An 18,610-nucleotide genomic window follows, 5' to 3' on the forward strand; every position below is an offset into this window, starting at 1 on the left:
TTGGCAGGACACGATATGGACCTTAATGCCGTTAAGTGGTTCGTCGCCACCGTGCAGGCCGGAAGCCTGAGCGCCAGCGCAACCCGGCTGGACGTCCCGCTTTCCACCCTGAGCCGCCGTTTGCGCGGGCTGGAGCAACAGCTTAACGTTCAGTTAATGGAGAGAACGCACCAGGGAATTTCCCTGACCGACGCCGGCGCGCGGCTTTATGAATATGCCGCCCGCGGCATTGAAACGCTGGACGAGGCGGAGTTGCTGACGCGCAGCGATCAGGCGCAGCTCAAGGGTTGCCTGCGCCTTTCCATTCCTCCGGCGTTTGAGGCCTGGTGGCGGTTGTTGGATGCTTTCCAGCGCCGTCATCCGCAAATTCAGCTGCTGGTCTATTCTACGGAACGGCGGGTAGATTTACTGGCGGACGGTATTGACGTCGCCCTGCGGATCGGCGAGATCGTGCACGACGCCATGGTGGCGCGCAAACTTCTCACCTATCGCCATATTCTGGTCGCAGCGCCGGTGCTGTTGCAACGCTCGCCGGCCATCAGGGTGCCGTCAGATTTGCATACCCTGCCCTGCGCGGTATGGAGCACCGACTCACGAACGCCCGCCGTCTGGAAACTGGGGGAAGAACACGTCACGCCCTCTGCGCGCATTCTGACCAATGACTATCTGCAATTAAGAAACCTGGCGATCGCCGGGCAATATGTTACCGAGCTTCCGGCATTTCTGGCGCTGGACGCCATAGAACAAGGCACGTTAAGCCCTCTGCTGGCGTCTTATCCGATGCCGCCGCAGTACGTGAATCTGCTTTACCCGTCACAGCGGCACCCGTCCAGCCTGGTCAGAGCCTACATTGATTTTTGCGCGGAGAACGCATTGCACTATGTGAAAGGTGGCCAGCCGGTAACCCGGCCGGCGCGCTGATAATCAGAAGGGGAACAGCCAGGGCACCAGAATAACGCTCACCACCATCACCAACAGGGTGAAGGGAACGCCGATCTTAACGAAGTCGCCGAACTTATAGTTACCCGGCCCCAGCACCAGCGTGTTGACCGGCGAAGACACCGGCGTCATAAAGGCAGCCGAAGCGGAGATGGCAATGATCATGGCGAAAGGATACGGCGACAGTTCCATCTGACGTGCGGCGGCAATGGCTATCGGCGCCATCAGCACCGCCGTGGCGGTATTGGAAATAAACAAACCGGTTACCGCGCACAGCACGAACAAACAGAGCAGAACCACCCGCGGCCCCATGCCGCCAACCAGGTCCATCAACCCGCGCACCGCAAGATCGATACCGCCGGTTTTCTGCAACGCCAATGCAAACGGCAGCATACCGACAATCAACAGCAGGCTGGGCCAGTGAATCGACTTGTAGGCGCTCTCCATGTCTATGCAGCGGAATTTGCCCATCAGCAGGCAGGCGATAATGGCGGCAATGGCGTTGGGAACTTCATCCGTCAGCATCATGGCAACCATCAGCGCCAGGCAGAACAACGCGTGCGGCGCTTGCGATACGGCGGGCACCATTTCATCCACTTCGGAAGGCAGGTTAAGCAGAATAAAGTATTTGGTATGCTGCTGTAACTGACGGATTTGCTTCCAGTTGCCGATCACCAGCAGCACGTCGCCCAGTTGCAGCGGCTCATCCACCAGTTTGCCCGGCAGGGCCTCGCCGTTGCGGCGGATACCCACCACGTTCAGGCCGTGACGCGAACGGAACGTCATATCGCGCAGGGATTTTCCCAGCACTTCAGATTCCGGCACCAGCGTCACTTCCGCCATGCCAACGTCGCGCGACTGCTCAGAGAAGTATTCTCCGCGCAGCACCATCGGTTCCAGCATCTGCTCGCCGCAGAATTCACGCAGGTCGACGTCGGAAGCCGACATATCAATCAACAGAACGTCGCGCTCTTTCAGCTCGGTATCGCCGAAGGCGCTGACCATAACGCGGCGAAACTTACGCCAGCGTTCGATACCCACCACGTTGGCGCCGTAGCGGGCGCGCAGGTGCAGTTCGTCCAGGGTTTTGCCGATTAACGGCGAGCCGCTGCGCAAAGCCAGGCGCCGCGCCCTGCCCGTCAGCTTATAGTCGCGGATCAGGTCGCGGAACGTGCGCCGTTGCCAGGCTTCCTTATTCGCATCCGGTTCGTTACTGGCCAGCAGACCGCGCGTCAGCAGCATGTAACCAACGCCGAGGATCAGCACCACGATCCCCACCGGGGTGACGCTGAAAAAGCCCAGCCCGCGATACCCTTCGCGCACCAGCTCACTGCTGACCACCATGTTGGGCGGCGTTGCCACCAGCGTCATCATGCCGCTGATCAACCCGGCGAAACTGAGCGGCATCATCAGGCGGCCCGGCGAGGTTTTCATGCGCGCCGCCACGCTCAGCACCACGGGGATGAATATCGCCACCACGCCGGTCGAACTCATCACCGCGCCCAATGACGCCACGGCGACCATCAGTAATGACAGCATCTTGGTTTCGCTGTCGCCCGCCACACGCACCAGCCAGTCGCCGACCTGATAGGCAACGCCGGTACGCACCAACCCGTCGCCAATGACAAACAAGGCAGCAATAAGAATTACGTTAGGATCGCTGAAGCCCGCGGTGGCTTCCTGCAAATTCAGAGTGCCACTCAGCACGAACGCCACGATAATCAACAATGCCACGACGTCCATGCGCAGCTTGTTGGTGGCGAAAAGCACAATAGCAATCAGTAATAGCGTCAATACCCACAATAGCTCGCCGTTCACACCTTCTCCCTTTTTTGTCCAATGCGCTGATGGGCTACCCGGTTTTCTTAAATAATCATCGAGTGGGCATAATATAACGATTTTGCCCACAATGAATTGATTCGTAACAAGGCACAAACTACGTAATCAATACGCATCTTAAGCGAGAAATAATGGCGTAACGTAGGAAAACAGGTGCTCGGAGGAGAATGCGGGAACAGCGTTCCCGCAATGCAGCGCATAAAAGGACAAAGAACAGGCAGATAGTGCCAATCAGTCGCCCGAAGCTTTGCCGTTTTCCATGTAGCTGAGGTCACCGACGTCGGTGACATGATAATTACCGTCCTGGTAAACGATTTTCGTCACGCTGGCATTCTTTACGCCGCCGGCCGGCAATACTGCGTCGGGGTCTAACATGCTGACCAATGCCCCGATGCTCAACCCGTGGGAGACAATCAGCACGTTGCCGCCGCCGCTGCTTCTGGCTTCCGCAATGATGTCCTGCAATCCTTCGCGCAGGCGGTTTGAAATAGTCGCGTAATCTTCGGCCGGCCAGTTTTCGCCGGGCGTGACGCGCACCTTATCCAGCTCTGCGACAGCATTGGCGAACGACTCCGGGGTAAATCCGTCGGCCATCCACTCTTCCACCGTTTTACCCTTGCTGGCGGCAATGTCGTTCCACATCGTGTGGTTGAGATCTCCCTCATACGAACCAAAATTGAATTCGCGTAAACGCCAGTCCGTCTTTAATTTCACGTCAGACTTCACGTTTTTTGCCAGAATAAAGTTTGCCGTCTGTATTGCACGCCCGCTGTCGCTGCTGTACGCCAGAGTGAACGGAATATCTTTCATGCCGGTCGCGGTATAACCCACCACCTGTTCACCTGCCGGAGTTAATACTGCGTCGGCCCAGCCCTGCACACGGTCGGTAGTATTCAGCATCGTTTTTCCGTGCCGGACGACGTACAGCGTCACGTCCGAATTTTCAGAGGAACCACAGCCGCTAACTATTAACCCTAAAAATAAAAACACAGAAGCTATTTTTAGCATAAATGATTTCAACACTATTTCGTCTCCTTGAAAGATAAAGAAAACAAAAAATAGCAAAGGCAACAAAATTATCAGCCAGGGATTTATTGTTTTGTGATGGAAACAAAAATAATTTCGAACTTACAACGCCGTGAATACATGGCAGGAATATATATTTCTTAGTTTACATACTGCTTATAAGAAATGATTTTTAATAAAATCCTTAGTATAGAATGCATTATGAGAAGAACAAGAAACAAATAATGACCGATGATTTTATTAAGAAAATCCAACGCAAGTATTCCACGTTTTATTAAACAGAAAAAACCAGGCAACTTATTGTGAAACAATGGATTTATCTGAAGCAAGGTATCTTAAAAAATCACAGACAAAGATTAATCCCATCACTCACAATGAGAAAATAGTCAATCCCCCATAACAGAATCATGTGTTTGTTTTTTCCAGCCTGTACTTTCCACTTAACATGGTCACTCTGTATTTTTTGAACACCACACTACCAGGGCGTGCAAATATTATTTTGCGACCTGCCTTAATGCCGACACGAGTTTCCTCTCCGCTACCACTTACCAGCACAATACGCGGTAAGGTTCCATCCCGCGATATGGGCTTCCGGTTCATTTTCCCCATCATTCCGTTAAATACACCCACAGGATCTACACCGACTTTTTTATAACGCATTTCCAAATGCAGATGTGGCCCGGTAACCCGGCCCGTGGCGCCGGAGAGTGCAATCACGTCTCCCTGTTTCACTTCATCCCCTTGTGACACGTTTAAGCTCTGCAGATGCATATAGGTACTCGTCCAGTCGTTCCCGTGCGACAGTTCAATATAGTAACCCGCCGTAGGGCTGTAACTGGCGGTAAGCACCCGGGCATTCTGAACAGCCAGCACCTCACTGGACACCGGCACAGCAAAGTCAGCTCCCCGGTGGGGAAGAACGCGCCCGAGCAACGGATGCAAGCGCGGTCCGTAGGCGGAAGTCACCGACCATTTCCCCACCAGCGGAAAGAGAAAGTCGGGCTGATGCGCGGACGCCTTTTTTCCATTATCCGCCGCATACAGTTGCATAAATGCGGGAACATACCGTTGCTCCGGTTCGCCTGCCTGGGCCAGTGTACTCACTTCACACGTTTTTGCGGCCAGTAACGCAATGTCCTGATACGATTTTTGCGGAGAAATGAATGGCTGCAATCCCCAAAGTAAGCAAGGCAAAATCATCACCATCGTATTACGCTCCCTGTAAGTACAACAAAATCACCGCAGCCAACGCGATGGCAGGGCCAAAAGGCAGATAATGCCCCTGAGCCAAAAAGATATTTTTACTTTCTCCCAGAATTTTGCAGAAATAAAACCAGCAGAAAACGTAAATACCCGCACCCAGCAATGCCGATAAAAGCAATAAAGCAGGGACAGCCTGATAGCCCAACCAAACAGAAACCGCCGCAAACAGCTTGATATCTCCCTGCCCAAAGCCTTCTTTCCGCCTGAGCCAATAGTATGCTTTTGTCATCGCGGCGGTCAGTCCCCAAGCCATGACCGCACCGATAACCGCATCCCGCGGCGAGACAGGAATAATACCCAAAACGGAGGCCAGTAATCCGCTCCACAACAGCATAAATACCAGGCTGTCCGGCAACAGACAGGTACGGATATCAATTAAAGCCAGCGTGTAGAGTATGCACAGGAAAAGTGCGATACTGCCGATCCAAGGCCAGGAATGTGTTGCAGAACAAAACAGCGCTAACAGAAAAAAACAGCAGCCTATTATGGCTTCGCTGAGTGGATAAAAAAAAGGGATCGGATGGTGACAGCCTCTGCATTTCCCTTTTAATAACAACCAACTCAGAACGGGGATATTGTCCCAGGGTTTAATGTTGGCTTTACATACCGGGCAATGTGATGGAGGCCACCATAAATTTATTATAGATACAGGTTCCTGCCGTGTTTCATCATCCCATTCAGCCTGCATCATTAAGGGCAGACGATGAATGACTACGTTCAGAAAACTGCCAATCAGCATTCCAAGAAGGAGAAGCAAATAAGGGAGCAGCTGATGGATAAACATATTCATAAAGGAAAGGTTCCTTAACCTATAACGCGTTACTTCGCACAGTCAGGAATTGTGCTCCATTCCGTAGTTGTGAGTGATGACGGAACATCAAATACACCACGACTACTATTTCCCTGCATCTTTATATTTAATGATTTCTTTCGTCCTATTTTCATATTTACATCAGGCACAGGGTAACCATTTTTATTTCGACTGTTCCCATACTCTACCTGTGACAGTTTCATAACGCCAGGCACATCAGTCTCAACATATTCAATAATCAAAGGCTCATAAAATGCCGCACCATAAACCCCAACCAACCTTGAATATTGAGTCCGTTCATAAGGACCAAGCCCACCCGGCATAATAAACCCTTCAATACGCAACAAAGCCAGGCGCCGCGTTGGAATAATAATGTTAGTATTTCTACTTTTCTTCACATTTTCAGTTCTGATTGATGTATTATAAACATAGCCTGAATTACCACCGGTATTAATAACATTGTATTTAGACTGCCCCTTATCTACAGAGGGTGAGGAGGCATACCCACAACCGTTGATGCACAACACACCAGAAGCGTTATTCTTAATAAATGAAAACGCAGGCATTTGAGGATAAAGCGCCGCTGTCTCTTTACTAATACGATCAGAATAGATATATATTACATTAACACCATAGTTAGCGTTCTTATCCCCCAGATTTAGTTCGATATTAATATTCAAAGGCGTATCTAACGCACCACACTGCTGATGAAAGCCGAATTTCTGAACAGCAAAAACATCCCCACAAGCTAAGGTCATAACGCTAAGCAACATATATCTGACGGCATTATCTATGATGCGCATAATTATAAGCTCCCCGATCCCGCCATTTTAGACAACGTGTCCATTAGCATAAACAATCCGGCAAATACCCAGATTACGGTGCCTCCCAATACCAGGGTTGACATACTTTTCAAAATCCCTGCCAGCTTCTGGATGTATAATTTAATATTTTCACGAGACTTATCGGAGACAGATCTCAACACATCATTAAAAGAAGGCAAATCCGCGTATAAGCTAATATTTAATAACTCTTCGGTACCCAGAAGTCCGCTATCTAATGCTTTACCATAGTTAAGGCCCTGAGCCATTTTTTCCAGCATGTTGTCAATGTGGTATTTTAACCAGCGATTTGAATTCAACCTGATAATACTCAGCGAATCTGCAAGCGGAATTTCATTACGCAACATAAGCGACAGGTTATTTAAAAAGACAGAGGAACTGAGCTGCCGGTAAGTGGAAAAAGGCAAAATTTTATCCAGGTATTTATTTCTGATCGTTCCCTTCAGATTCGACATGGCAAAAGAGATTGTAATAACCAATCCGATAAACAGGGCTAACAACAGTACCCATAACCCACCATACAATGCTGTGCCAAAACTGTATAAGTTCTGTGTGACTCCCGGCCACTTATCCACCGGGACAACGGAAGCAAACTTGGGAAAAACCCCTACCGCATAGCCAGCAATCACAACGAGGGAGAGAACCAGCATAATCATCGGGAAAATCATTGCCCCTACGATTCTTTTACGTAGCTCATCGTTGAAATTGATAATATTGACCAGCGTCATAAACCCTTCAGCCAGGCTGCCGCTACGTTCGGCGGAAGTAATTACGCTTAACTCATTTGACGGCACCATGTTGGAAAAAACCGCCGCAACAGACGTTTCCTGCGCCATCTGATTCAGCAGAGCAAGAATCTTTTGGCTAAAGCCTTTCCCCAACAGGGCTTTACCTTCCAACTGAAGCTTCTGCAAAGAGTCATACAAAGGCAGCTGTGCCTTAATCATATCCGCACAAAACTGGTAGACATAAAGCCGTTGTTTTTTACTTAATTTTGCCAAGAAGCACCTCCATGTTTTCAGGTAATACTTCACCAAATTCCATACTGAACCATTGCGCACAGACTCTGCCGGTCAGAACGTGAAACATGACTTTTTCACGAATCTCAAACCCTTCACCCAATCCGTCACACTGTTCTCGTTTTTTGCGCCAAATGGTATAAGCATCCAGCCATGCATTTCTGGCAATCGCCGCTAATTCATCGTAAGTCGGTAACAGGTATTCCATCACCAGTTGACGACCGCTGATTCCGCTATGTTTACAGACGGAGCAGCCGGCAGCATTACGTTGATATAAGCCGAACGTCTTCCCCGACGCGGTTTCCATTGTTTGATAAGGCTGCTTGCAATGCGGGCACAACACCGGAATAAGCTTCTGGCATTGCAAGCCGGCAATAAATCCGGGTGTCGACAATTTATCGCTGGTCAGGCCGAGTGCGGATAAACGCTGTAACAGCGAGACAATATTTCCGGCATGTACCGTAGTAAAACAATAGTGACCGCTCTCTACGGCGCCACCTAATGCATTAGCCGAAATATTATCGCGGATTTCACCCACCATCAGGACATCCGGGTCCCGTCGCAGCGCTGATTTAATCGCGGCATGAAATCCTCCGCCATCAACGCTGACAACCGAACTTTGCTTGGCGCCATAAATCTGATACTCCACCGGGTCTTCAACCGTCAGGAAGCATCCCTTATCTTCATAGCGGTTGATCTGCAACCACTCCATTAAGTTTTTTAACGTCGTCGATTTTCCCGATCCCGTCGTACCGGCAATAATGTATGCCCCATACGGATTACTGAGTATTTTTTTAATATCCTTTATTTCAACATCGAACAAACCCAATGTATCTAAGTTAGCGATAGTTCCTTTCTGCAGCCCTGATGGAATAATACGCAAAACAGCATGATAACAGTCGGCGGTTTCACCAAAAATAGGGAAATGCGCATAGCGAAAGCGATAGCTTCTTTCCCCAAGGGAATAAAGAATATTGGCGCTTTGCGGTATTGCCCGGTTCCAGGTGGTGTCACGCGTTGTTGCTTCAACGTTATACAGTACGAAAACAAGTTCATCACATTGCTGAGCTTTCAATTGCATAAACGGAACAAGTACACCGTTAACGCGCACTTCCATTAAAGCCAAAAAATCATTACGGGTAATATGAAGATCGCTTGCTCCCATACCTACGGCTTTATGCAGAATATCACTCAACTGATGTTGCGTGTCTGATATATTGATGTTAGCACTTGCCGCACTTTTGTCTCGGGCGGAGACATACTCCAGAATCTTGAAATAGGTATCCTCACTTACCTGTGCAATGCCCGCTAACTCTCGCTTATACACACTATTAATACGGCTTACCTGCAATTGCTGGCTGAACCAGGTATCGATAGATAAGCAAGAAAGAATGAGAAACTCACCGCCATCTTTCAACGTTGCAGTAATCCCTATTCCTGCATACTCATGAAAGTACCAGTCCTCATTATTCAGGCAATCCGCGGGTAAATGAATAAAATCAAGACTCACTAATTCGCTTCCTGTATCCGCAATTTATTACCCTGAGTACGGCTTAAATGATATGACTTACCATTCATATCGAATACTCTGCCAGGCATCACATATTTTATCTGATTACCATCAGATACAGCGACCGTTGAAACCCCTGCTATTTGCGTTTCTAATAAGACGCGCGGCATTGGAACGGTATCTGCCGAAACAAGCGTCTCTGATCCGGTATCCACAGGTTGTGCGATGGTCGGCGGCGATAACTTATCCACGCCTTGCAATTTCCTGATCTTATTACGCAGCTCCTCAAGCGCCAGCTCGTTTTTCAAACCTCTGTAGGTTTTTTGAAACAGATAATCATCCTGGACCATTTGAATGATCTGAGTTTGAGAGCTCTCTGGCTCATCCGTGGGCGACGCTTCTGCCGCTGCTGGCTGATTCACTGCCCCTGCCACGTTCTCAGCAAATGCCGGTGAGTTCAAAATAACAGAGAAAAACATAGCGCCTGAAACAAGAAACTTTAATTTGCACATACCATTACTCCTGAAATTTTATAGCCTTCCCTTTCATTCAACTCAATACCATTGATAATGAACGATTCTTTATATGCCAAGCCCTGAATAATACTGACCAAATGAGGAATATCCGTCTCTTTTATTGTTAACGTCAGCGGCGCCGACAACATGCCATAGTAATGAACTTTGGTTCCTAATGACTTTTCCGTTGACATTACCGGGGACTGCGGATACTTATCCATCGACAAAAGCTTCGTTTTTCGGTCTGGACCGGGCATGCTGGAAAAGACTGAATTATAACCGTTTATGTAATTAACAATATTACTGCAGCGTTGAAAAACCAGCGATTCCCTTTTTTTATACTCCGCCAGCAAACTGCTCTGTTTGATCCCAGGAAGATTTTTATAAGAGAATACATCCTCGTTCTTTTTGGTTCCGGAAGAGGACCCTCTTTGATTTTTACTCTCTCCGGCACCAATCAGAGACACGTCATAATACTCACCATAAAATGGTTTTTGCGGCGTGTTATAAATCGTATTCTCGGCAAGCTCATAGTCGAATGAGCAGTTTTTCATATTGCATATGAAATCCTTCTCTATGAACCCTATACTATCAAGCAACAAACGGCTTCGGTTTATTTCATGCAGCAATGAAATAACCTGTAAGTAATTTCCGCCTGCCAGGGTTTTCTCGTAAAAAGCATTAACAGCAGCAATATCACTCTGGATTTTTTGTTCTTGCTGAATGCGCAATGCCTCCTGCTCCTGCCTTGGCACCTCTATGAAATAATACCAGTATGCACCGCCCCCGCCGCAGACGAGTATCAATGTAATAACGACCAGAATGATGATAGCCGTACCTGATGAAAGTTTTTTATTTTTCCAGACAAACTTCTTTTTAAGCATAGGTTAACCTGCATTCATTAGCCGGAACATCAACGCCAAAACAAACAATGCGACTGCGCCTGCGGCCATAAAGGACAAAATAAAAATCATTCTGCGCCGCTTGAGGGATTGTTGTCGTGCTGTGCAATATTCAATGACTCTGGCTAAATGATTATCAGTGATGAGGATCATTTCCAGATTGCTGTAATTCTCAGCATTCTCAAGCAAAGCATCAAATAATGTCCGCTTCAAAAAGCAATCTGTTCCTGAAACAACCCGACCGTCTTTGATTATCACCAGATAGCTATCACCATTGGTGTTTGCCTGATGGCGATAATATATTCCATCGCCAAACAGCGTCATCAGGAAGATAGGGAATGCATCAAAACGGGAAGAGAGCTTTGCCGTATAACCCGTTGCAACATGACCAAATGCATCTGTATAAAAAAGCTTTCGGTTTGATTTTACTGAGTTACGAAACCATGTTAATGCACCCGACTCTAATTTATCGGGGTACTCAGGCTCCCATTGCATATTCACTAAAAGATTATTTTTTAACAGACGCGCCTTCATCTCCCCCTCCATAGCATCAGCGGGCGACGAAAGGAGCACGGTAGTAATCAACACCAACAACCATGACTACCGTTGCGCTGCCTTCATCGGTTTCCGTACCGGCTCCCAGCAGCATAAAGTTACGCGAGTCCTTCTGCTTTTTCGCATCATACTTTGCCACCATCAGTAAACTGCCCGGCGATATGATTGCTGAATTGAATGACTCCGTCGTATTAACGGCAGGGAGTTGCACGGCATCAAAGGTATCAATGGATACCAACTCCCGTTTGGTAAATCCGTTGATCACTTCTATACGCCCGTCCGAAAGTACTCTGGGCGTAATGATAAAGCTGGTTCCCGTTACTAACTCAGAGGTCACTACCGACACATCTTCATTACCGCTTTCCGCATTGACGGAGCGTGTACGGCTTGAAACATAATACTTTGAGTTAGTCATGTTCAATGGAACCGGCATATTGTTGCGGGTGATAAAGGAACCACTCTGAATGACCCGGTTGCCGGTCAGGTTGTACAGCGCTTCAAGCTGACCGCTGATATCCCAGGTGTCGCTCTTCCAGCCGGCGGAAATCCCCCCCCCGATGGACTGCATCAGCTGCGTCGTTATCTGCGCCGACGTGCTGTTACTGTTGTAACTGATGTTCAATCCTGCAGCCGCGCTTTTAACCTTCTCATTGTCCAGCGTAAATATCTTATAGGTAACAACAAACTGTTTGTTGTTATCTGTTTTGTATTTCTGCAGAACATTGTTCAGCGCTTCATATTCTGAAGGTCGCCCGGTAAACATCAGAATTGATGCATCCTTAAAAATATTGTATATGCCGCTAGAGACATATTTCCCGGCCATATCATCAACGTCATCCCAAAATGATGATTCAAACTTAGTCTCAGACTTACCCGTTAACCCGCCTCCGGATGTGGCCTCATTACCGGAAAGATCGAGCGTTGTCTCTGTCTTATTATCACCACCATAAAAATCAAGCTTTATCGCGTAGTTATCGTAGACTTTTATTTTCAATACGGCGCTTTTATCCAGGCTGACGCTTACATCATACAGCGAAGAAATATAACGCATAAATTCTTCAAACGAACCAGTAAAATTAACGCTGTGCGGTTTGATACTTCCCGTGGCATTTCCTGAGCCGCTTTTTCCTTTCAGCTCACTGTCAATCCGGTAACTGATTCCGGTTTGAACCGCTACCGACGCCAATATAGTTTCAATATCCGCAGCTTCATAAGACTGTATTTTTACGGGCTTATTCAGAAGATTTTGCCGCTCGACGCTATACTCAACCTTCTGTCCCAGGAAAGCAGTGTCATACTTAATATAAGGACGAACTTTTGCATCTTCCGCACGCGTTCCGCCTTTTAAGTCTTCCTGCATTGCCTTATTTGCATCATATTTATTCTCAAATGAGCTACTGCATCCCTGGAGCAAGAAGGCGAGTGACACTGCGCCTACGCTGAATTTTTTAATCATTGTTTAACGTGTCCTTACTGTTCATCAATAACGATTACGTTATTTTTAATATAGCGTTTTACCACTAAGCCATAGTTTTCAGAAAAAAAGAGCTTACCTAATTCACTCAGCAGCTCATCATCATCCTTGCCGCTAAAAACCAGGTTATTATAGATAATGTAGTCTTTCCGGCTATTCCATAAAAGTTTATAGCCATTTTCAGATGCCCATGATTTCAGCCCCTGACTCAACAACATATCCTCTCTGAGATATAAATGTTTTTCGCTTTTAACCATGGCAGAGCCCGGTGAAATAACGTCCGTTTTAACAGCCGATGGGTTGTCAACGGAAAAGGGACTACGTGCCTTTGGCGCTAAATCACGAACATTCGCATTCTTATTAGCCGAGGCAGCGAAAGGCGCTATCATACACAGAGCAATTACAACGCGGATAAACTTATTTTTCACACCTATACTTTCCATATAATAAATTCCCGGATTACATTATTGTTTATACAGATATCCTTCTTCGCCCTTCTCTTTTGCCAGATCGTTTACATAGCCTGCAGGCATATCGTTTTGCGGAAGCGTACTGCACCAACGGGTTACGACATAGGATGCCGATGTTGGGTTAATCATATTCTTCCCTTTACCCGTATCGGCATTATAGGAAGCGACCATACTGGATATCAGCCATACATAACGCTGGTAATGATTATCTACGACTGTAGATTTCACAAAATTCGCCTGTATAGCTACCCCAGCCAGGTTTTCTACTACAGAATTAGCATCACTCAACACTTCACGATTTTTCGACAGCTCAGAGAATGAAATAAACTGGCTCCGTTTACCGCTCCCGCTAGTCAGTTGATCGCCCGCGATAGAAGAAAGTGCAACGGATATACGCGGATATAACTGCCGTTCGACCTTCACTTCCTGCAAGGTTTCCGTATCGTCGTCAATAACCGCTTCACCATTACGATCTTTAAGGACAATAGATTGCGTTACCTTCGGACACGTATGCACCAGATAAGTCACCGCGCCTGTTTCCGTTATTTTTGGCGTCAGGCTTGCCCGACCTTCCAGCACATCATCACGTTGGTTATTGGTTGCCACCTGATCGATATAGGGTGGAGTAACAAGCTCAAATGCGTCATACCAATCGTAATCAAACTTTTCAGTGCCCGTACGCTCGGCCGTGTATTGAACGCCGTCAGGGTCCGTCATCGTCAGCAATGAAGGCTTATTGTCCGCATCCAGTACGACATCTCCGTAGGGTTGCCCCCCATAGACACCGCCAGTACGGGCAAACAGGTATACCGGCCTGGCCGTGTTCTCCAATACGACGTTCGTCAGGATAGTACCTGTCATCGCACGCCCATTATTTAACTCCGGATCTTTAACCGTCAGCGCCATGACCTGATCTTCACCATGCGTTCCGGTTCCGGGGAGCTGTTGGTAGCAAACCTGCGCTTTACCTTCCGCCGGATTCCAGCACAGCTTGTCTACCGCAACCGATCCATCGGGGAGGACCGGCGATCCTGAGTTATCATTCAAATCAAATACAAAGCGGATGCCCAGCCGGTTCTGCTTTGCCAGATTTTGCAAGCCAGCAATATTATTAGAGACGTGGCTGAAATCAATGATGCGGTTATTGCTGTCTTTAGCAATCTTCCACGGACTTCCGGCCCCAGCCGTACGGTTACGATAAACAACATAAGCATGGCTGTAGCTTAGCTTTACATTTTGATAGGCCGACGCAAACTGCGGTGCATAATTCGCTATTTGCACAGCATCATTGCCACTCATGTTATACCCGACGGTGACTTCCACCGTATTTATCGTGAGCTTCTCGCCTGCATTACCGCTGTTAGTAAAAGCGATACGGTCGATTTGCAGTTCCGTATTCAGTGCCTGCTTCACCATTTTGCAAGGCAGATACTCTTTACTGAAGGCCATACCTTCAGCGAAAACCCGTGTATTTTTACATTTGTTATTAATAAAATAATAACGTTCCTGGGTATTCCCTTCACCCCAGACATAATATTCACCATCCGCCAGGCTATCATCATCCTCAGAAAGGTGAACAATACGCTGATGATAGGCGGAGTTCGCTTTTGGGTTATAGAGCGGATTCGTTTCTCGCGTGTCTTTATTGCCCTCGACAGGAACGACGCTCTCCTGGGCCAGATTAATAACGCCCTTCATCTCATGCGCCAAAGCATTAACTACATTTTGCCGGGCATACTCATCCGCCTTTCGGCTCTGATAACGGGTATACCAAACAAGCGAGATCCCCATCAGCGCCAGTACAATGATCATCTCCAGTAATGTCACGCCTGCTTGTTTACGCATGCACCTTCCCTGTCACATAATTTCAAGGACTCCGCCCCAAATGGAGCGGAGTAAAATAAAATGACTACCCGTTCAATTAACGACTCAGATTAACGGCTGCCAAAGATAGCGGCATTCGTTGAGCCTGACTGGTTACAAACACCGTTGTTAACGATATTGGTCGGATTCAGGCTATCAGCATCCAACGTTTTCAAAAGTCCGTTGGTAATGTTCACCGCTCCGGTCAAATCCATGTCATCGATGTTCGCGTCAGCACCCGCCGCCGCAGTTGTCGTGGCAACGTAATCCCACTGCGGTCCCATCTGGGAAACCAGGTTACGGCAAGTCTCAGTATCCAAACCGTTTACAACCAGCACAAAGCCTTTATTTACGGTAGAATTACCGCTGGTTCTCGCCGGCCCCATTTGGAAGGCATCACTGGAGAAACCATTGAAAGCTTCATCGGCTGAAATTTTGCCCATTTTGACCAGCGTTGCGATAATAGAATCATTCGTCGCCGTTTTAATGGTGGCTTTGGTCAGACCAACAGCGCTATTCGATGAACTCGGATAGGCGCCCTGATCTTTATATGCCTCAATCGCCGCAGTACGAATAGAGTTAGTATTGTTAATAACGTCTGAAATATCCTGATTAACGAACGCGCGTTGAGCCAGAAGTACCACACCCGCGGCGATCACGCCGATAATACCTAAAACGATAATGATCTCCAGCAGAGTAACGCCTCGCTGATTTCTTAACTCCCGAAGTTTCTTCACTTTACTATCCAAACGTTTTCCCGCACGAACAAATAATGCATCCATTTATATTTCCTTAATATCAACAATGATTGTTTTTTAATATACCAAAATAGAATTTATCTCATGAATTCATGACAACTAAGCATTCTGGGATATTGCAAACGTAAGTTACACGCACTCTACATCCCGGGAGAAACCCAGCAGAAATACAGCGTGTAGATACTTCCAAGATATAAAAGCACATGTAATAACTCTAAAACGCAGATAGAAATCTATCACAAAATTCCCCCTGCGCAATACAGCGATCGAAAATTTATATATTTAAATTACACATGCCCAGAATTTAAATATCAATTTAACCAAATATAAAAAAGTATGCGATTGAAAATAAGCATTTTTTCTTCAAAAATACGTCATTAGCCAATGACAAAATAATTAAGCCACAGTTAATTTCCACTTAATTAAATCAAAAAAGATCGAGCATTCATATATAAGGTGATTAAACAGAAGTTTATTATTAAGAAAATATGTAAAGCAAAACCAGCATAAACATTCGGAATAATAATTCTATTAACCCAATATGGCTTATTATAACGATTAATCAGGAAGGGGAAATGAACTGAGGTTATTTTGATAAGAAATATGATCCATTAATTAAATGGAACAAAGAAAAATATAACATTTATGACTCTTTAATCCGGCATCCGGCACGATTGCCGGATGCCTCAGGGGGCTACATCCCGTTTATTACGATGCATTCACCTGCCACACGTCAATCTCCTCTCCCCGGCGCTCAACCCGCAGCGCCGTCAGCGAAAGCAAATTGAAATCGACCTGGCTGAGCTCCGCCAGATCCTGCGGCGCATGCACTGCCGCAACCCGGCATCCGGCCGCCATACCGGCACGCAACCCGGCAGCGGCGTCTTCCACCACCAGGCAGTCCTGCGGGTCCAGGCCCAACTCGCGCGCCCCCAGCAGGTAAGCATCCGGCTCGGGTTTACCGCGCGCTACGCGCTCCGCGGTGATAAACACCTCCGGGCGCGGCAGGTGCGCGGCCTGCTGCCGCGCGTGCGCCACGGGGACAGTGCCGGAAGTGACGATAGCCCACGGAACCGCCAGCGCGTTCAGGTGTTCCAGCAACGCCAGCGCGCCGGGCAACGCCGTAATACCGTTCGTATCGTTGGCTTCCTTTTCTTCCATCCAGCGGAATGCTTTTTGAATCTCTTCGTCACTTGCCCCCGGCATGAAATGCCGCAGCGAGGTGATCGCCTGTTTGCCGTGGATGAACGCCAGCACCTCCTGCGGGTCAAGGCCCTGCTGATGCGCCCACTCGATCCATGAGCGCTCAACAACGGGCAGCGAATCGACCAGCGTACCATCCAAATCAAACAAAAAACCTTTACACTTCACCGGCGATCTCCTCATTTGCCCGGACGAATGAAAATACGTTACGCGTTGATGATCTGTGCGATTTCAACGGCACTCAGGTGATACTGACGCGGGCAGGACTGCCAGATCGCCAGCATGCGCTGGTATTTCTCCCACATCTTGGTTTGCGCGTTAAATCCGTGCGTGCCGGAGTCGAAGTGGGTATAACGCCCTTCCGTTCCCACCATAAAACGCACGTAGCTCAGGTAGCGTGCCTCCGTCGCGGCGTCAAACCCAAGAAACTCCAGGCGACGCGGATCAATTTCCTGCTTACCGTCGCGCATGTTGTTGTAGGAAACCTGCAAGGCGTGGTGCATTTCCATAATATTAATGATGGTGCGACAGGTCTCTTCGCTCAGTTCGCCGAAGTCGCGGTCAAGCTCGCGCATCTGGAGGCCGAACCCTCTTTCCACGATGGTCTGCAGGCGGCGGTAGCGTTCTGCGTTATCGGGATCAAGCATCGTCATCATCTTGTATTGGTTAGAAAGAATCAGGCGTTGCGCGTTTGTCATTTCCATTATGCTTTCCTCATCAACAACGATTGTCAGACTACGCCGCACAGCATGTCACAGCCGGGTGAATCGAGACAGTCCTACTCATGCATTCTTTGATTTAAGCAGGGAATTGCCCGGAAAGCACGGCGATCAACATGCTGATCCCGCACGAAAAATCCAACACAAAAGGTAGGGAAATGACCGCCGGAGCGGCGGTCTAGAGATCGTCGAGAAAGGTTTTGTCCAGTTGCTTGAAGGCACGATTAAGCAAATCGGCAAGCGCCTGGTAGGTCGGCGTTCCTTCTACCGGCGCCAACGCCTGCCCGGCTTCCGCCAGCTTATTACGCAGTTCGTTGAACCATTGCAGCAGCGACGGCGGCAGCGGCGTCACCGAGCGCTTCCCCAACCACCACAGCCCTTGCAGCGGCAGGCTGCAGGCGAATAACGCGGTCGCCACCGCCGGCCCCAGTTGACCGCCCAGCGCGATCTGCCAGGTCAGGGTGAAGATCGCCAGCGGCGGCATAAACCGGATACCGAACCGCGTGGCCCTGGCAACCCGGTTCTCGGGAAACACCGGCGCCAGGCGTTTTTCCACGGGCCAGGTCTTCATATACTTCTGACCGCGCTGGAAAAGTTGGAACCAACTGACCTGTCCGGTGGGTTTGGATGTCATAGTATCCTCAACTTCGTTTATAAAACTTAAAATTTTCGTGTAAAATGCCAATGGAAATTTAGCGGATTTAAATTTATTTTGTTTTTGCTTCTGCCGACCGGTATCCTAAGCCCGCTTTACGGGCCGGGGAAAGAAAAAACTGCCGAAATGTCGCTTTTTCTTCCTTTATAACGCAGGATCCGCCGTTTTAGTAGTACGGCAAAATGCCGGAGCAGCACATCGTCAGTGAATTACTCTGCGAGTGTGTTAATTGGTTGTTGCGAGATTA

18 protein-coding genes are annotated in these 18,610 nt (G+C 48.2%); 1 reads left to right on the forward strand and 17 read right to left on the reverse strand.

What is annotated here, in order from left to right; genetic code table 11:
* Positions 1-15: 15 nt before the first annotated feature.
* A complete protein-coding gene (locus C8D90_RS09490; protein WP_115458216.1) occupies positions 16-921 on the forward strand; it encodes a LysR family transcriptional regulator in 906 nt (301 codons plus the stop codon).
* A 3-nt stretch (positions 922-924) separates the two neighbouring features.
* Here C8D90_RS09490 and C8D90_RS09495 read toward each other — a convergent pair whose 3' ends face one another.
* The 17 genes from C8D90_RS09495 to yfbV all read right to left on the reverse strand — a co-directional run bounded on the left by C8D90_RS09495 (position 925) and on the right by yfbV (position 18,342).
* The gene (locus C8D90_RS09495) at positions 925-2,757 is read right to left on the reverse strand and encodes an SLC13 family permease (protein WP_115458217.1); all 1,833 of its coding nucleotides are present in this window, start codon (positions 2,755-2,757) and stop codon (positions 925-927) included.
* 252 nt (positions 2,758-3,009) lie between these two features.
* Positions 3,010-3,786, reverse strand: a complete 777-nt coding sequence (locus C8D90_RS09500) for a histidine phosphatase family protein (protein ID WP_115458544.1) — start codon at positions 3,784-3,786, stop codon at positions 3,010-3,012.
* A gap of 423 nt (positions 3,787-4,209) precedes the next feature.
* The gene (locus C8D90_RS09505; RefSeq protein ID WP_115458218.1) at positions 4,210-5,010 is read right to left on the reverse strand and encodes a M23 family metallopeptidase; all 801 of its coding nucleotides are present in this window, start codon (positions 5,008-5,010) and stop codon (positions 4,210-4,212) included.
* A 4-nt stretch (positions 5,011-5,014) separates the two neighbouring features.
* The gene (locus tag C8D90_RS09510; protein WP_115458219.1) at positions 5,015-5,857 is read right to left on the reverse strand and encodes a prepilin peptidase; all 843 of its coding nucleotides are present in this window, start codon (positions 5,855-5,857) and stop codon (positions 5,015-5,017) included.
* 29 nt (positions 5,858-5,886) lie between these two features.
* Complete coding sequence (locus C8D90_RS09515) at positions 5,887-6,681, reverse strand: hypothetical protein (RefSeq protein ID WP_115458220.1); 795 nt, start codon at positions 6,679-6,681, stop codon at positions 5,887-5,889.
* A gap of 2 nt (positions 6,682-6,683) precedes the next feature.
* Positions 6,684-7,721, reverse strand: coding sequence for a type II secretion system F family protein (locus C8D90_RS09520; RefSeq protein ID WP_115458221.1), 1,038 nt, complete (start codon positions 7,719-7,721; stop codon positions 6,684-6,686).
* Positions 7,705-9,249: an ATPase, T2SS/T4P/T4SS family gene (locus C8D90_RS09525; RefSeq protein WP_115458222.1), complete on the reverse strand. Its 1,545-nt coding sequence runs from the start codon at positions 9,247-9,249 to the stop codon at positions 7,705-7,707. The genes C8D90_RS09520 and C8D90_RS09525 overlap by 17 nt, the downstream gene beginning before the upstream one ends.
* Positions 9,249-9,761, reverse strand: a complete 513-nt coding sequence (locus tag C8D90_RS09530; protein ID WP_115458223.1) for a hypothetical protein — start codon at positions 9,759-9,761, stop codon at positions 9,249-9,251. The genes C8D90_RS09525 and C8D90_RS09530 overlap by 1 nt, the downstream gene beginning before the upstream one ends.
* On the reverse strand, positions 9,749-10,648 hold the full coding sequence (locus tag C8D90_RS09535; protein WP_115458224.1) for a hypothetical protein: 900 nt from the start codon (positions 10,646-10,648) through the stop codon (positions 9,749-9,751). Before C8D90_RS09535 ends, C8D90_RS09530 begins: the two co-directional genes overlap by 13 nt.
* A 3-nt stretch (positions 10,649-10,651) precedes the next feature.
* A complete protein-coding gene (locus tag C8D90_RS09540; RefSeq protein WP_115458225.1) occupies positions 10,652-11,200 on the reverse strand; it encodes a pilus assembly protein in 549 nt (182 codons plus the stop codon).
* Positions 11,201-11,216: 16 nt separating this feature from the next.
* Positions 11,217-12,677: a type II and III secretion system protein gene (locus C8D90_RS09545; protein ID WP_115458226.1), complete on the reverse strand. Its 1,461-nt coding sequence runs from the start codon at positions 12,675-12,677 to the stop codon at positions 11,217-11,219.
* A 14-nt stretch (positions 12,678-12,691) separates the two neighbouring features.
* Entirely contained in the window at positions 12,692-13,138 is a 447-nt protein-coding gene (locus C8D90_RS09550; protein ID WP_230472995.1) for a TcpQ domain-containing protein, read from the reverse strand.
* Between the two features lie 21 nt (positions 13,139-13,159).
* Positions 13,160-15,010, reverse strand: coding sequence for a pilus assembly FimT family protein (locus C8D90_RS09555; protein WP_115458227.1), 1,851 nt, complete (start codon positions 15,008-15,010; stop codon positions 13,160-13,162).
* Between the two features lie 89 nt (positions 15,011-15,099).
* Positions 15,100-15,810: a type IV pilus major pilin gene (locus C8D90_RS09560; RefSeq protein ID WP_115458228.1), complete on the reverse strand. Its 711-nt coding sequence runs from the start codon at positions 15,808-15,810 to the stop codon at positions 15,100-15,102.
* Between the two features lie 684 nt (positions 15,811-16,494).
* On the reverse strand, positions 16,495-17,157 hold the full coding sequence (locus tag C8D90_RS09565; protein WP_115458229.1) for a sugar phosphatase: 663 nt from the start codon (positions 17,155-17,157) through the stop codon (positions 16,495-16,497).
* A 38-nt stretch (positions 17,158-17,195) separates the two neighbouring features.
* Positions 17,196-17,693 (reverse strand): YfbU family protein, encoded by a 498-nt coding sequence (locus tag C8D90_RS09570; RefSeq protein ID WP_115458230.1) that lies wholly within the window; start codon positions 17,691-17,693, stop codon positions 17,196-17,198.
* A 193-nt stretch (positions 17,694-17,886) separates the two neighbouring features.
* Positions 17,887-18,342, reverse strand: a complete 456-nt coding sequence (gene yfbV / locus C8D90_RS09575) for a terminus macrodomain insulation protein YfbV (RefSeq protein WP_115458231.1) — start codon at positions 18,340-18,342, stop codon at positions 17,887-17,889.
* Positions 18,343-18,610: the final 268 nt, after the last annotated feature.

The sequence above is a fragment of the Enterobacillus tribolii genome (assembly GCF_003363015.1).
Taxonomy (GTDB): Bacteria; Pseudomonadota; Gammaproteobacteria; order Enterobacterales; family Enterobacteriaceae; genus Enterobacillus; species Enterobacillus tribolii.